The organism is Frondihabitans sp. PhB161, from assembly GCF_003814635.1.
In the GTDB taxonomy this organism is placed as follows: domain Bacteria; phylum Actinomycetota; class Actinomycetes; order Actinomycetales; family Microbacteriaceae; genus Frondihabitans.
Genome location: NZ_RKQW01000001.1, coordinates 1,800,542 through 1,815,449 on the forward strand (window position 1 = coordinate 1,800,542; position 14,908 = coordinate 1,815,449).

Sequence of the window (14,908 nt, forward strand, 5' to 3'; positions counted from 1 at the left end):
GCTTTCCCGTTCCCGATACGAGACTCGGTTTTCGATGCCCGACACACGCACCCTCGATCGCACGTCGCCTGAGACGACAGATCGTCGGGCACCCCGGGGTCTCCGCGGGCTGCCGCTCGCGGTCTGGGCCGCAGTGGCCTTCTTCGCAGCGACGATGACCTTCTGGTCGATCGCCGACCCGACCTACCGCTCGGCCGACGAGCCGGATCACGTGTCGGCAGCGATCTACTGGGAGACCTACCATTCGTGGCCGGGCTTCAAAGAGATGCCGCGCATGGCCTCGGTCGATGCCTCCGTGAAGATCAGCGGTGTGCGCTCGACGACGAAGCCGGTCGAGCAGCGTCCGGCCCTCTCGGCGACCGAAGCGACACCCCGGCCGGATCGCCAGTCGTTCAGCGAGCTGGGGTCGGGCACCGACACCCTAGTCAACAAGGCCGGCCAGCACCCGCCGGGGTACTCGGCGCTCCTCGGCACCGTCGCCGACGTGCTTCCGGCCACGATCCCGTGGGATCTCGAAGTGTGGATCTTCCGCATGATCTCGGTGCTGCTGCTGACGCCGCTTCCACTGGCCGCAGCCCTGATCGCGCGACGTCTGGGTGCGAACCGCATCGTGATCTCGGCGGCAGCCCTCTCGGTGCTCGCCATTCCACAGCTCGCCGTCGTCGGCGGAGCGGTCAACAACGACAACCTGCTGAACGCGGCCGGGGCGTGGATCGCGCTGGGCACGGTCCACGTGCTGACCGGAGACCTGCGAAGGCGAACGGCGCTCTGGGTCGGACTCGTCTCGGCAGTGGCGCTGCTGACCAAGGCATGGTCGTTGCCGCTAGTCGCCGTCGTCGTGCTCGCCTATCTCGTCGCCGCCGTACGGGAACGGTCGCTGCGCCGCGTCATCACACCGGCGCTGATCTTCGTCGTGGCGGCCATGGCCGGCGGCTGGTGGTGGATCCACAACGTCGTCGTCTACGGCAAAGTGCAGCCCGCCGGTCACTTCGACCCCCTGAAGACCGGGCCCCTGGCCATGGCCGACACCCTGCACCTGATGAAGGACCAGTTCGAGAGCGTGTTCCCGACGCGGTTCTGGGCGCTCCTGTCGATCAAGAGCGGCGCGCTGGCCTACCCCACCTGGATTCCCGCTGTGCTCTCGGTCGTCCTCCTCGCGATCCTCCTCGCCGGCCTTGCGCTGTCGCCCAGTCTCGGAGTCAAGCGCGCAACGGTCGTGGTCATGATCCTGCCCACGCTGCTCACCCTGGCGATCTTGCTCGAGTCGGTCTATTCGCTCACCCGCAAGACCGGGGTCGCGGCGGGAGTGCAGGGGCGCTACCTGTATTCATCGATCGTTCCGCTGCTGGTCGTCGCGGTGATCGGGCTCGCTGCGCTGCTCGGTCTCGTGTCTCGGGGCCGTGCTGGCGACGATGGCCAGGCGGGGGCTGTGCGATTCACTGCTGCGCGCCTCGTCGCGCTTCTCGTCGGCGTGTTCGGCGTCGTCTATACCGTCGTCAGCATGGGGCGGGCGATCTCGTGGCACTTCGGCGAGGAGCACTGGTCGAACCCCCTCGACTCACTCGGCGATCTCGCCGCGTGGTCGCCGCTCCCGTACGCCCTGTCTGTCGTGGTGATGATCGCGTTCGTGGTGGCGGCGCTGTTCGCGCTCGTGGTCGCCGCTCTGTCGGTCCGTGCGACGCCGGCTCGAGCCACGCCGGTGTCCGTCGACGCCTGAGCGAGGGAACGCGCGTCGGCGACGTAGGGCCTGAGCGCAGGAGCGCGCGTCGGCGACGCAGGCGTTCGGGCGCGGGGCGCCGGTAATGCAGGTTTGGGGAGCGCCAAGCCCCCTGAGTTCAGGATCCGGCGGCGCCGGATCCTGAGCTACGTTCCTGGCGGCCCTGCCCGCTCTTGCCCTGCCCCAACCCTGACCTGGACCCGGCGAGACTCCAGTAGTTGCGGGTCGCGGAGGCCACAACCCGCAACTACTGGAGTCTCGGCGCCGCAAAGCGGAGGAGCCGCGAAGCGGGGGAGAGCAAAACCTCAGGCGGAGGCCTTCGCGCGCCGCACCGTCTCTTGCAGGAACTCGGTCAGCGAGGGGATCAGCGACGCCGTGTAGGCCGCCGACAGGTGGTTGTAGTCGCGGTAGACGCGCACGCCGTCGATCTCGACCTGGCACGTCGTCTGGTCGCAGAGGCGGTCGGTGGTGGTGAACACGGGATCGACGCCGTTCGCGACCTGAGCCTCGATCGAGAGGTTCTGCAGCGTGTCGATCATGTCGAGCGCTTTCGATCGCGGTGAGGCGCAGGAGGCTGCCGTTCCGCCCGGGGCTGCGAGGCACTCGTTGGGGTTGTAGTGCAGGCGCGGGTTGTCGCGGATCACGGCGATGCGGTCGGTGAGCTTCTTCGTCTGGGTCAGCCAGGTGTTGTAGCCGGCGAGCCACTCGGCCTCCTGCGCCGACTGCGAGAGCTCGCTGCCGTCGGGAGCGACGATGCGGCCGAGGTACCCCTCGGCCTGCGACACGATCACGGCGGTGGGGTGGATCTCGGTGAGGAGCTTGGTGGTCTCGGCGCGCCAGGTGGCACAGCCGGCTTTGACGTGACCGCTCGTCATGATGGTCTGCACCGGGATCGTCGGGCAGGCGGAATCCCAGCGGACGATGAGCCGGACGTCGGCCTCCTTCGCAGCAGCTCCGAGAGCGGCCTCCCAGTGACGGGTGTGCGAGTCACCGACGACGACGATCGTGTTCGCGCTGTCGATGGCGCCGTGCACGCACTCCGAGATGCCCGACGGCGACTTCTGGGTCGCGTCGCAGGCGAGGGGCGGAAGGGCCGGACCCTGCGCGGTGGAGCGCTCGGCCGCGATGCTCGCCGTTCGCCCCTGCCAGTAGGTGCCGCTCGCGATCAGGCCGACGACCAGCGTCATGACACCGGCGGCGAGAATGGACCGCTTGACCGAGCTCGTCAGGGAGGGGGCGAATCGGATCGGGTTCTCGAACGCGAAGTAGGCGACGGCGGCGATGACCAGCGCGATGGCGCCCGCGAAGATCGGCACCCACGGCGACTCCGACTTGAACGCCTTGGGCAGGAGCACGATGAGTGGCCAGTGCCAGAGGTACCAGGAGTACGAGACCGTGCCGATCCACACGAGGGGTCGGAGCTCGAGGATCCGGGTGGGCAGCGTCCGGGGGCTGTCTGCCGGGCCCATGCCGCCGAGGATCACGGCCAGCGTCGCGGCCACCGGCAGCAGTGCGGCCGAGCCGGGCCAGGGCGTCGACGATGGCAGGAGGACCACGATCGCGACGATGCCGACGATGCCGGCCGCGGTGAGGGCGGTCCGGGCCGCGGCGGAGCGGATCAGGTCACGGGGGAGCAGGGCGAGGAGCGCCGCGACCGCGAACTCCCACGCGCGCGTCGGCAGCAGGTAGAAGGCGTTCTGCGGGTCGGTCTTCGTGAGAACGATCGACAGGGTGACCGATGCGACGGCGATCACGCCGAAGATGATCGCGAGCACGACTCGGGGGCGGGCTTTCGCCTTGAGGGCGAGCCAGACGACGAGGGCGATCAGCACGGGCCAGACGACGTAGAACTGCTCCTCGACGCCGAGTGACCAGGTGTGGAGGTACGGCTGCGGCAGGTTGAGGTCTTGCGCGAAGTAGCCGTCGGGCTGGCGCGCGAAGAAGAAGTTCGACACGAAGAGGAGGGCTGCGACCGCCTGCTTGCCGATCTTCGACCAGTCTTCGGGAGAGAGGACGAGGAGCACCATCGGCAGGGTCAGCAGGATCATGAGCGTCGAGGCCGGGACCAGGCGACGCAGACGCTTCGCCCAGAACTGGCCGAAGTGGATGCGGCCGGTGGCTTCGCGGTCGCGGATGAGCTGGCCGGTGATCAAGAAGCCCGAGATGACGAAGAAGATGTCGACGCCGACGAATCCACCCGAGAAGCCGGTGACACCCGCGTGGTAGGCCACGACCGGCACGATCGCGAGGGCGCGGAGCCCGGTGATGTCGAGGCGGTGGCCCTTCGTCGGCGGCGCTACGGCACTCCGTCGTCCCGTTGTCACCGACGATTCCCCTCGTTAGCCAGCACTGCTTCGCGGACCAGCCCCGACTCTTCCGGCAGGACACGTTGGCTTACGGCCCGGAAGCACCAGATCACTGCCACGAGCCCGACGACGGCCGTGAGCGCTACGACGAGCGCGATCCAGTGCGGGCCGACGGCGGACGAGTAGGCCCAGGTGTACGCGCCGTCCGGGTGAAAAGCGAGGTGCAGCTTCTCGTAGGCGCCCCGGTATTCGAGCGAGAGGCCGTAGACGGTGACGGCGGGTGCACCGATCACGACCGCGCGGGCGGCCAGGAGCTTGGTCTTGGGTTCGACGACGGCACGCGACCAGGCGATCGCGCTGATCACGATCAGCGCGACGATCGCGATGTAGAAGTACCGGCCCTGCACGCCGTAGACGAGAGCCGTCCGACCGTAGACGCGCCAGGTGTTCGCGATCAGGAGTAGCAGCGTCACGACGGGGAAGGAAGCGATCAAGAGCGCATCGCGGCGGAAAGCGCCGCGCCGGAACGCGAAGGCGGCGACGACGAGCAGCGACACGGCGGTCAGCAGATCGGTGAGGTACGGGGTCATGGGGTACTGCAGGCCGCCGAAGCGGCCCCAGAACGATCCCGTCACCGTGTCCCAGAAGGCCTGCATGTAGTTGCCGAGGTCGCGGCCCTCGCCCTCCGGCCAGGTGATGGTCGGGCGCTGGCCGGCGAGGCCGGACGGCTGGATGTCGTGGTAGAGCACGATGTTGCGGACGAACCACCAACCGCCGATGACACCGGCCACGGCGCCGCCGAGGAGGGTGTCGAGGATCCTGCGCCCCCACCCGACCGGCACCACGCGACGGGCGAACAGCAGCCCGAGTGCCACGAACGGCACAGCCGGCACCGCGGTGCCCTTGGTCAGGAGGAAGAGCCCGAGGGCGATCGAGACGAACACGACGTCGCGGACCCGCTGGGCGCCGGTCAGGAACCGGATCATCAGCCACGCCGTCACCGCGCCGAGGAGGACGGCCAGGGAGTCGTTGCTGACCGCCGAGACGATCTGCTGCAGCTGGGGCACGAAGAAGAGCGAGACGGCCCCGAGGAGGGCGATCTTCGGCGACTTCAGCGCGCGCTTCACCGACGCGAACACGAGCCACGGCAGGGGGAGCACGAGCAGGATGTCGAAGTAGCGCAGGATCATCACGACGATGTCCCAGCGGAGGTCCATGAAGTGGACGAGCTTCAACACCACGGCGGCCATGAGGTAGAACAGCGGCGGATGCTGGGTCATCTGGTCGATGCCGGGCGAGATGCCGGGGCGATCGGCGAAGATCTCGGCGAAGGTCGAACGCTGGTCGTTGCGGAGCTGGAGCTCGCCGAACTTCGTGTAGGTGACGCCCGAGAGGTAGTGCGCCTCGCCCGGAGCGGGCCAGGTGTGCACCTGTGCGACCCTGATCGCACTGTCGACGTGAGCGATCTCGTCGGGTGCCCCGTAGAGCGGCGTCAAGACGGCCCAGAAGACCAGCACGAGGCCGAAGGCCGCGGTGACGAGCCACATCGTGCTCGCGCGGTCGGCTAACGGCCGCTTGGCGGGCCGAGCGACCTCACTCGCCATAGCGCTGGAGCTTCTGGAAGTCGAGGGTCTCTTCGGCCAGGGTCCGGTTGATGCGAGTCAGGTCGGCCACCACGCCTATGACCAGAGATAAGAGCGCGCTGATTATCAGCAGCAGGCCGAGCAGGAGCGACTGGATGTTCGCGCCGGCGTCGTGCGTGGCGAGAAGGATCAGATATCGCACGAAGGGGATGAGGCCGCCGACCGCCAGAACCGCGCTGATCCAGAGGAAGAGGGCGACCGGTCGGTACATGAGGTAGGCGCGGACGATGGCCGAGCCCGATTGGAACATGTGCTGGAAGATGTTCGAGAACAGCCGCGACTCGCGCGTCTTCGCGTTCGTGGTGATCGGGATGCTCGTGATGGCGAGGCGCTTGTAGCCGGCCTGGACGATCGTCTCCATGCAGTAGCTGAACTGCGTGACGATGTTCAGACGGATGAGGGAGTACTTCGAGTAGGCGCGGAAACCACTCGCGGCGTCGGGCAGATCGAGCCCGGCGGCCTGGCTCACGACCCAGCTGCCGAGGCGCTGCATGGTCTTCTTGAACGCCGAGAAGTGCTCGATGGTCTTCGTCTGCCGGTCGCCGACGACGATCTCGGCCTCGCCGCGGATGATCGGCTGCACGAGCTCCGGGATCATCGACTGCGGGTACTGGTTGTCGCCGTCGGTGTTGACGACGATGTCGGCGCCGTTCAGCAGCGCGTAGTCGACACCGTCGCGGAACGACCGAGCCAGACCCATGTTGGTCGTGTGCCGGACGAAGTGCGTCACGCCGTACGACTTGGCCACCTCGACGGTGCGGTCGGTGCTGCCGTCGTCGATGATGAGGATCTCGATCTCGTCGATCCCGTCGATCTCGGTCGGCATCGATTCGAGGACGGACGGAAGCGTCGTCTCCTCGTTGAGGCAGGGGATCTGGATGAACAGTTTCACGCGGGTGGGAGTCCTGATTCAGTGCGAGCCGACGGTGCGGCTTCGAGTGGTGCCGGGACGAGGCTGGCGGGGCGAGCCTCATGGGGCGATGTAAACCCCGAGGAGTTTACATGCGGCTTACGAACGGAAACGCCGAGCCCGATCGCCCAGGGAATCAGCGAGTTTCACCACGCGACGCGCCTTCGTTCGAGCGAGTTCGTCGCGGATCCTGATGAGTTCTCTTTCGAGGCCGAGGGCATGGCCCTCGAGTGCGGAGACGCGGGCGGCCGCTGCTGCGCCAATGGCCTCCACTTCGACGCGCAGCGCCTCGGTGTCACGATCACGCGTGGTGAGGAGCCCCCCGACCTCCGCGGCACTACGAGTCTCGTCGTCGGACGCGCCGACGTCGGCCGGGTAGTCGCCCGTCAGCCCGTGCGAGGCGAAGAACTCGGGCAGGCTGCGGTCGAGAGTGAACGGGCCGGTCTCGGCCTCGCCCTCGGTGACCATCCGCAGCGCGTAGTAATAGTAGAGAGAACCTTCTTGGTAGCGGCGGTAGTCGAGCATGCCGTGGTGGTTCGGGCTCGGCTGGAGGGTGGGGTTGGCTTCGTAGGCCCGACCGGAGATCTCGACCTTGTTGCGCAGCTGCTCCCAGGACCGCCACGGCAGGTGCAGCACCTCGAGGGCCAACTCGGGCGGCGGAGAGCCCTGAGAAGCGATGCTGACGAAGTGATTGCCCTGGGCGACGTTGACGTCGGCACTGCCGACATGGAGCGCGTTGTGCGTCGGCTGCGCCAGGACGCCGCGCAGCTGGAGTTGCTCGTTGGTGCGTCCGTCTCGCCAGACGAGGCGCTCGAGGCCGGCGCCCGAGGCGGCGACCGAGCCGACCAGGTTCACCGTCGGGGCCGTGAAGGATCCGAGACCCGGATCGATCTCGGAGAACACGTCGTGCAGACGGCGGCTTCGATCGACGGGCATCAGGAACTCGTCGGCGTCGGCGTTGATCACCCAGTCGGCGCCGTAGCGCGTGAACGCCTCGCGGGCCATCGCCGTCACGACGGTGCCCTGCTGCTTGCGCTGAACCGGATCGTGACGCAGGTCGACGAGGCCGCGCTCGGCGTAGCCCTCGAGGACTTCGCTGGTGCCATCCACCGAGCCGTTGTCGGTGACGATGATCGCATCAGCGCCCTGGGCGACGTGATAGTCGACCCACTGCCGGATGATGTCGATCTCGTCACGGACCATCGCTGTGACGACGAGTTTCATCGGTACTCCTTGAATCCTGCCCACCGGGGTGCTCCGCCAGGCTCGATTCGCCTACGGATTCGGGCGCCCGTGAATCCTCGCACGGATGCCGAGGCCCACCCGGAGGGCCCACCGGAGAGGCGCGAGATACCAGGCGCGATACTTCGAGGCGAGGAACCGGTAGGCGCTGCGGTGGTGCGCCCGACGCATGAGATCGGACGACTCCCTCGTCGAGTGCGCCCCGACGTGCGTGACGCGGGCTCGCGGCTCGTAGACGTTGGTGAATCCGGCCTTGCCGATGCGGTAGCCGAGATCGACATCTTCGAAGTACATGAAGTAGCCCTCGTCGAACCCGCCGAGCGAGTCGAAGAGCGAGCGCCGCACGAGCAGGCACGCCCCCGACAGCCAGCCGGCCTCGCGGCGGTTGTCGTGGTCGCCATCGCTCCGGTACGACCGGCTCCAGGGATTAGACTTCCAGACGTTGGCGAAGAGCGCGTGGCCGAGACCGGTGCGGAGCGAGGGGACCCGGCGGGCCGAGGGGTAGAACTGCCCATCGAGCTCGAGGATCCCGGGGCCTACGGCTCCGACGCGGTCGCCGCTCAGGGCGACCTCGAGAAGCGTGTCGACCGCCCCCTCCCCGAGGATCACATCGGGGTTCGAGATGAGGATCCAGTCGACCTCGCGGGGGAGCGTCTCGACGGCGCGGTTGATAGCTGAGCCGTAGCCGTCGTTCGAGCCGAGTTCGAGGAAGACGCCGCCGACGGCCTCGGTGGAGCGACGGGCGGCGTCGGGGTCACGGGAATCGTTGTCGGCGACGACGATGATCGGCGCGGACACAGAGTCGGCCGGAGTGGCCGCAGCAGGGCTTGAGGCTCGAGTGGCCGACGCCAGGAACTCGTCGAGGTACTTGCCGGAGTTGAAGCTGACCGTGACGATCGCCACGGTCGAACTCACAGTGTCGCTCCCTTGGCCTTGTCGGGCCTCTCGTAGGCCCGGAGATGCTCGTCGGCGCAGGCCTTCCATGTGAACAGTCTGGCACGGTCGCTACCGAGACCCGACAGTTCGCGGCGCCGTGCGGGATCCTGAACGAGTCGGAGGATGCCCTGCTCGATCCCGTCGACGGTCGGTTCGGCGTAGTCGACGGCGTCGCCCCCGACCTCGGGGATCGCGAGCCGCGGAGCGGTGAGGACGGCCCCGCCCGTCGACATCGCCTCGAGCACGGGCAGGCCGAACCCCTCGGCGCTCGACGGGTAGACGACGAAGCTGGCACCTCCGAGGAAAGCGGCGAGGTCGTCGAGATCGAGGTAGCCGAGGTAGCGCACGGGGGCTCCCGGAGTGTTTCCGGCCGCAGTGAGGAGCGCGGCAGCCTCGTCGTCCCAGCCGAGGCCTCCCGCGACCAGGAGCGGCGGAACCGCGGGGTCGATGCTTCGGGCTCTCTCATGGGCCCGAATCAGAGCGGCCACGTTCTTGCGCGGTTCGACCGTGCCGAGAAAGGCGATCCAGCCGTCCGCGGTCGACGCGTCGAGCCGTCGGGCGAACCGCGTCACCTCATCGTGCGACGGGAGGTGGAAGACGTCGGGGTCGACGCCGTGCAGGGCTACCCGGGTGGCCCGGGCGCGCCCGGCGAAGCGCTCCATCTCGTCGGCCGTGGCCCGGCTCGGGGTCACGATCACGTCAGCGAGGCGACGGGCCAGGCGCATCCACGACGTGAAGAATGCGCGCTTGACCGCGGAATGGTCGGCGGGCCGACTGAAGAATGTGGCGTCGTGGACGGTCACCACGCGTCGGCCGATGAAGGCCAGTGGAAACGTGTAGTGCGGCGAGTGCAGGGTCGTGGCGCCCAGTCGTCGGGCGAGCAGCGGGAGCCCGAGCTGCTCCCAGAGGAGTCGGAGCGGCCGATTGGAGGCGATGCCGGGTGCCGTCACGTACTCGTGGTCGGGGGCTTGGGGCGACAGCCACGACAGGTCTTCGGCCTTGACGACCACGTGGATACGGGCCCCGGCATCGGTCAGCCCCGAGAGCAGACCCGCGAGGTAGCGGGCCACCCCACCCTTGTTGGGCGGGATCGACGTGGCGTCGAGGAGGACCGGGAGGACGGCGGACTCGGTGCGGTCGCTCACCGGCTCAACCGGCGATCTGCCGCATCGACGCCGCGACGCGAACGGTGCCCTCGCCGGTGGGATCGTCGGCCATCACGAAGCGCGCGGCCTCTCGCTTGATCGCGATGTGGAGACCGTTCGGCTCGGCGAAGTAGGCGTGCAGGAAGAAGGCGCCGCCACCGAACTGGATGTCGTCGAGCCGGTACTCGACGGTCGCCGTGCCGTGGAGGGGAGCGTGCGTGATGCCGAGGTGCTTGCTGTGGGTGCCGAAGACCGGCTGGCCCAGGTTGTTCTCGATCTTGAAGCCCGAGATCCAGCGCTCGAGAGGGGTCTCGTGGCTGAAGGTCATCGTGATCACCAGGTTGTCGCCCGGTTGGAAGTCCTCGCCGGGGGCGCGGCCCTCGGCCCGGATCGTGCCGGACAGCACCTTGCCCGGGGTGATGGCGGCATCAGCTTCGCCGAGTGCGGTGGCCTCGGCCACACGGCGGTCTTCAAGAATGTCGCGGAAGTTCTTGACGGCCTCGCGTGCGGTGCCCTCGAACTGCACCTCGCCCTTGGCGAGTACGACTGCCCGGTCGCAGAGTTCTTGGACCTGGCCGAGAGAGTGGCTGACCAGGATGATGGTGCGACCCTGCTCTTGGAACTCGTGGATCTTGTCCATGCACTTGCGCTGGAACGCCTCGTCGCCGACGGCCAGCACCTCGTCGACGAGGAGCACGTCGGGGTCGGTGTGGATGGCGACCGCGAAGGCGAGACGCACGTACATGCCCGATGAGTAGAACTTCACCTGCGTGTCGATGAAGTCGCCGATGCCGGCGAAGTTCAGGATGTCGTCGAACTTCTCCTCGGTCTCTTCGCGCGACATGCCGAGGATGGCCGAGTTGAGGAAGACGTTTTCGCGACCGGTCAGGTCGGGGTGGAACCCGGCGCCCAGCTCGAGGAGCGCGGCGAGGCGACCTCGGCGTTTGATGGTGCCGGTCGTCGGCTCGAGGATCCCGCCGATCGCCTTGAGCAGGGTCGACTTACCCGAGCCGTTTGGGCCGAGCAGGCCGATCGTGGAGCCCGCGGGGATCGTCAGACTGACGTTCTTCAGCGCCCAGAACTCTTCGGAGTTGCGGCGCCCGGTCCGCCCGAGAGTGACGATGCGCTCTTTGAGGCTGTTGTCTTTGCGGATCACGAACTTCTTGGAGACGTTCTCGATCGTGACGACGGTGGGAACGTCCGCTTCGCCGCGAGTGCTGCGAACCGTGGCCCGGGAGGTGTCGATGGTCATGCCTGGTCCGTTCGGTTACAGCTCTTGCGCGAAGTTGCCCTGCAACTTCGAGAAGACCCGGTGGAAGACGTAGACGAGCACGAGGCCGATGAGGCCCGCGACGCCCATCTTGATCAGCATGTCGGAGGGGTAGTCGCTCTCGGAGCCGCCGAGCCAGAAGGCGCGGTGGAAGCCGAGGACCGCCAGCGTGATCGGGTTGTCGGTGTAGATGTGCAGCAACCACTCCTTTGAACCAGTCGCGCGGGTGGCGACGGCCGACCAGGCGTAGACGATGGGGGAGCCCCACATGAGCAGCATGAGCAGGACCTCGACGAGGTAGCCCATGTCGCGCAGGTACACGTTGGCGGCGGAGAGGAGAAGCCCCAGAGCGGTGCCGTAGATCAGAATCAGAATGGTCGACGGGAAGAAGTAGAGCAGCTCAGCATGGGCGGGGAACTTGCCGAACACGACGGTCGCGACCAGGAGGACGACGAGCTGAATGCCGAAGTTGAACAGCGCCGAGCCGATGCTGGCCAGCGGGTAGATCTCGCGGGGGACGTAGACCTTCTTGATCAGGCCGGCATTGGCGACGATCGACCCCGTCGAACCGGCCACAATCTCGCTGAACAGGTTGTAGATCGTCAGACCACAGAAGACGTAGACGGCGAAGTTCGGGATACCCTTCGCCGCGCCGAGGATCTGACCCAGGATCACGAAGTAGATGACGAGCTGCGTGATGGGGCGGATCAGGGTCCAGACGAAGCCGAGAGCCGAGTCTTTGTACCGAGACTTCAGGTCGCGTCGGATCAGCAGGTCGAGCAGGCTGCCGTGAGCGATCACATCGCGGATGGTGCCGAAGAAACCGGTGAAGGCTCCGATCGGCTGGCCGGCGATCTGCATCGGCTCGTCTTTGAGTCGCTCGAAGCGCGCGGCCGCCTGCGTCGCTGCCGCCTGCGTGACGGAATTCACCGTCGGGGGCGTCGTGGTGGTCATGGCTCGTACCTCATCCTTGGAAAACCTGGAAACTATACCCCGGCCTCCTGGATCGGGCGGGGCATGGCAAACGCCTTGAGGGCGCGTGGGGCCGTTGGTCGTCTTTTCTGGAGACTACTTGCCGTACTTGCTCGCACGGCTCGTCGCGAGACGAGTCTGTACCTTGGTGCGGAGGCCGCCGATGCCACCGTCGGTGAGGTAGAAGCGAGCGAGAGCGATATCGCGGCCGACACCGTGCCGGCGGTTCGCGATCGCGTGGAACTTCTCTTCGCTGGTCTGGGGCGAGCGACCGCGCGGGCTCCGGACGACGCTGCCGCGGGAGGCCCCGAGCGGCTCGCCGACCAGAGCGGCCCGGTCGGGAGCGACGTGGGGGTCGCGGCAGAACTCGACGAGCGGTGCAAGGGCCCGCTCCCAGGTGAACTCCTCGCGGATCCTGGAGACGTTCTTTCGGGCTTCGGCGATCGCCTCGTCGTCGTAGAGCATCGACTCGAGGGCGTTCGCGAGGGCGTCGACGTCGCGCTCGGGCACGGAGACGCCCATGCCCTCGGCGCCGACGAGGTCGCCGAAGCTATCGCCGCGCGTGGTGACGATGGGGAGGTTCGCCCACATGTAGTCGAGGATGCGGGTGCGGAACGAGAACGTCGTCTCGATGTGGTCGTAATGCGTCGAGACGCCGGCATCGGCCTCGAGCAGGTAGTTCTGGCGGTCGTCGAGCGCCACCCACTGCTCGTTGAAGAAGACGTTCTTGCCGCTGACCCCGAGCTGAGAGGCCAGCTCGCGGGTCTTCGACACGATCGCCATCTCGGGAACGTCGGGGTTCGGGTGCGCGACCCCCAGGAAGAACAGCCGCACGTCGGGGCGGCGCTCGGCCAGCTGGGCGATGGCCCGCACCAGGGTCTGGGTGTCGAACCAGTTGTAGATTCCGCCGCCCCAGATGACGACCTTGTCGGTCTCGGAGATTCCGGGAACGACGCCGCGGATCGCCTTGCGGGTCTTCTGCGGCGGCGTGCTGTCCATGCCGAAGGGGGCGATCGCGATGAGGTTCTCGAGGTTTTCGTCGGCCGCGTAGTTTTCGGGGTTGATCCGGCCGAGACCCGCGAGCTGGCCGAGCCAGAACAGGCGCTGCCGCTCGGAGGCGCAGAGGAAGAAGTCGCCGCGGAGCAGTTGCTCGTTGAGCACGTCGGTCGACGACTGCACCTGGTTCTTCCACTGGGCGAGACCCCATTCGCGGCCCTGCTCGAGCTGCTCGAGGTGCATCGGGTCGTAGAGGTCGGCGACCATGATCTTGTTGGAGTGCTTGAGCGTCGTGAAGTGGTGCAGGGCGTGACCCTGGAAGAAGATCACGTCGGCCCACTCCTCGTGGACCTTCATCTCGCGCTCGTTCTGGAGGCGGACTCGCTCGACCTCGAACTTGTCGGACTGGCGGTTGGCCACGTTCCAGGTGAGGAGGCGGACGTCGCTGTGCTCGGAGAGGGCCTCCGAGATCTTCCAGGCGCGCATGGCCGGCCCGGCCATCTTCTCGCCGATGGCATCGCCCGTGATCACCAGGATGTGGCGACGCTGGGTGTGCTCGACGATTCCGAAGGCATCGACGATCGAGTGCAGCCCGTCAAGGAAGTAGGAGTCGGAGAAGAGCGGCTTGAAGATGTCGCCGAAGAGGCGGAACAGGTCGCCGTCGGTGCGCTGACGCTGCGACTGCAGCTCGTCGCGGGTCTGCTGGAGCGACGGGAGCTCTTGCACGAACTGGTCGAGGGCGAAGAGGCCGGCGACCGTGTCTTTATTGACGGGGGTGTCGCGTTCGAACTCGTCGGCCGCGCCCGTGAACCGGCGGATGTCGAACATCTCGGAGTCGAGGCCGCTCTTGGCGACCGCGCGGCGAGCGAGCAGGGCGAGGGCCCCGGGCAGGAACTTGGCGAGGCTGTTGTCGTCGAGGTTCTTGAAGAGCAGGATCAGGGCGTTCCGCTCGAGCAGGTACATCTCGCGGTACTCGCCGAAGCTCTTCATCGAGCCGTGGTGCTTGTGGTAGACGACTGACTCGGGGGCGAAGCGCACCCGGTAGCCGAGCAGGTTGAGACGCCAGCCGAGGTCGACGTCGTCGTAGAACATGAAGAGGCGCTCATCGAAGCCGCCGACCTCGTGGAAGATCGCCTTGCGGACGAAGAGCGCGCTGCCGGTGCCGAAGAGGATGTCGCGCGGGGTGTCGAACTCGCCGGTGTCGATTTCGGTGACGCGGTCTTTGTAGCCCATGCCGAACCAGGTGAGGCTGCCCTGGACGAAGTCGATCGCCTTGCCCTCCCAGTCGAGCACCTTCGAGCCGACGGCCGCGACCTTGGGGCTCACGGCGAACTGACCGAGCGCGGCGCGGATCCAATCGACCGACGGCTTGGCGTCGTTGTTGAGGAACGCGACGAACTCGCCGCGAGCCTTCTTCGCTCCGAGGTTCGACCCGCCGGTGAACCCGAGGTTGTCGGGGGAGACGATCAGCGTGACGTTTTTCTGGTCGCCGAGGGCGGCGCGGAGACGGGTCTCGCTGTCGTCGCCGGAGCCGTTCTCGACGATCACGATCTCGAGCTGGTCGGTCGGCCAATCGACATCGTTGAGGCGGGCGACGCACTCGAGGGTGTCGTCGGTGCCTCGGAAATTGACGATGACGACGGAGACGACACTCGACGTGGATACTGACAAGGAGATGCTCCAACACGTTGGCGATAGGTGGTTCGGCCCCGGGAGGCGGTCTCACTATAGCCATGCGATCTTTCGAGTCGGTGGCGACCTCCCCAGGCTT

Annotated in this window: 10 protein-coding genes; 1 reads left to right on the top strand and 9 read right to left on the bottom strand. The window is 67.2% G+C overall.

The window, feature by feature from the left end:
• Window positions 1–34 precede the first annotated feature (34 nt).
• Window positions 35–1,717: a hypothetical protein gene (locus tag EDF39_RS08570; RefSeq protein WP_123942101.1), complete on the top strand. Its 1,683-nt coding sequence runs from the start codon at window positions 35–37 to the stop codon at window positions 1,715–1,717.
• Window positions 1,718–2,022: 305 nt separating this feature from the next.
• Here EDF39_RS08570 and EDF39_RS08575 read toward each other — a convergent pair whose 3' ends face one another.
• From EDF39_RS08575 to EDF39_RS08615, 9 genes are all read right to left on the bottom strand, one after another.
• Complete coding sequence (locus EDF39_RS08575) at window positions 2,023–4,041, bottom strand: acyltransferase family protein (protein WP_123942103.1); 2,019 nt, start codon at window positions 4,039–4,041, stop codon at window positions 2,023–2,025.
• On the bottom strand, window positions 4,038–5,627 hold the full coding sequence (locus tag EDF39_RS08580; RefSeq protein ID WP_123942105.1) for a DUF2142 domain-containing protein: 1,590 nt from the start codon (window positions 5,625–5,627) through the stop codon (window positions 4,038–4,040). Before EDF39_RS08580 ends, EDF39_RS08575 begins: the two co-directional genes overlap by 4 nt.
• The gene (locus EDF39_RS08585) at window positions 5,617–6,558 is read right to left on the bottom strand and encodes a glycosyltransferase family 2 protein (RefSeq protein WP_055959399.1); all 942 of its coding nucleotides are present in this window, start codon (window positions 6,556–6,558) and stop codon (window positions 5,617–5,619) included. Before EDF39_RS08585 ends, EDF39_RS08580 begins: the two co-directional genes overlap by 11 nt.
• Before the next feature lie 117 nt (window positions 6,559–6,675).
• Window positions 6,676–7,800 (bottom strand): glycosyltransferase family 2 protein, encoded by a 1,125-nt coding sequence (locus tag EDF39_RS08590; protein WP_123942107.1) that lies wholly within the window; start codon window positions 7,798–7,800, stop codon window positions 6,676–6,678.
• A gap of 51 nt (window positions 7,801–7,851) precedes the next feature.
• Entirely contained in the window at window positions 7,852–8,733 is an 882-nt protein-coding gene (locus EDF39_RS08595) for a glycosyltransferase family 2 protein (protein WP_233573018.1), read from the bottom strand.
• Window positions 8,730–9,899 carry a glycosyltransferase family 1 protein gene (locus EDF39_RS08600; RefSeq protein ID WP_123942111.1) on the bottom strand — a complete coding sequence of 390 codons (1,170 nt, stop codon included), beginning with the start codon at window positions 9,897–9,899 and terminating at the stop codon, window positions 8,730–8,732. The genes EDF39_RS08595 and EDF39_RS08600 overlap by 4 nt, the downstream gene beginning before the upstream one ends.
• A gap of 4 nt (window positions 9,900–9,903) precedes the next feature.
• On the bottom strand, window positions 9,904–11,151 hold the full coding sequence (locus tag EDF39_RS08605; RefSeq protein WP_123942113.1) for an ABC transporter ATP-binding protein: 1,248 nt from the start codon (window positions 11,149–11,151) through the stop codon (window positions 9,904–9,906).
• A gap of 15 nt (window positions 11,152–11,166) precedes the next feature.
• Window positions 11,167–12,123 (bottom strand): ABC transporter permease, encoded by a 957-nt coding sequence (locus EDF39_RS08610; RefSeq protein ID WP_228514183.1) that lies wholly within the window; start codon window positions 12,121–12,123, stop codon window positions 11,167–11,169.
• A gap of 114 nt (window positions 12,124–12,237) precedes the next feature.
• Entirely contained in the window at window positions 12,238–14,808 is a 2,571-nt protein-coding gene (locus EDF39_RS08615; protein WP_123942116.1) for a glycosyltransferase, read from the bottom strand.
• Window positions 14,809–14,908: the final 100 nt, after the last annotated feature.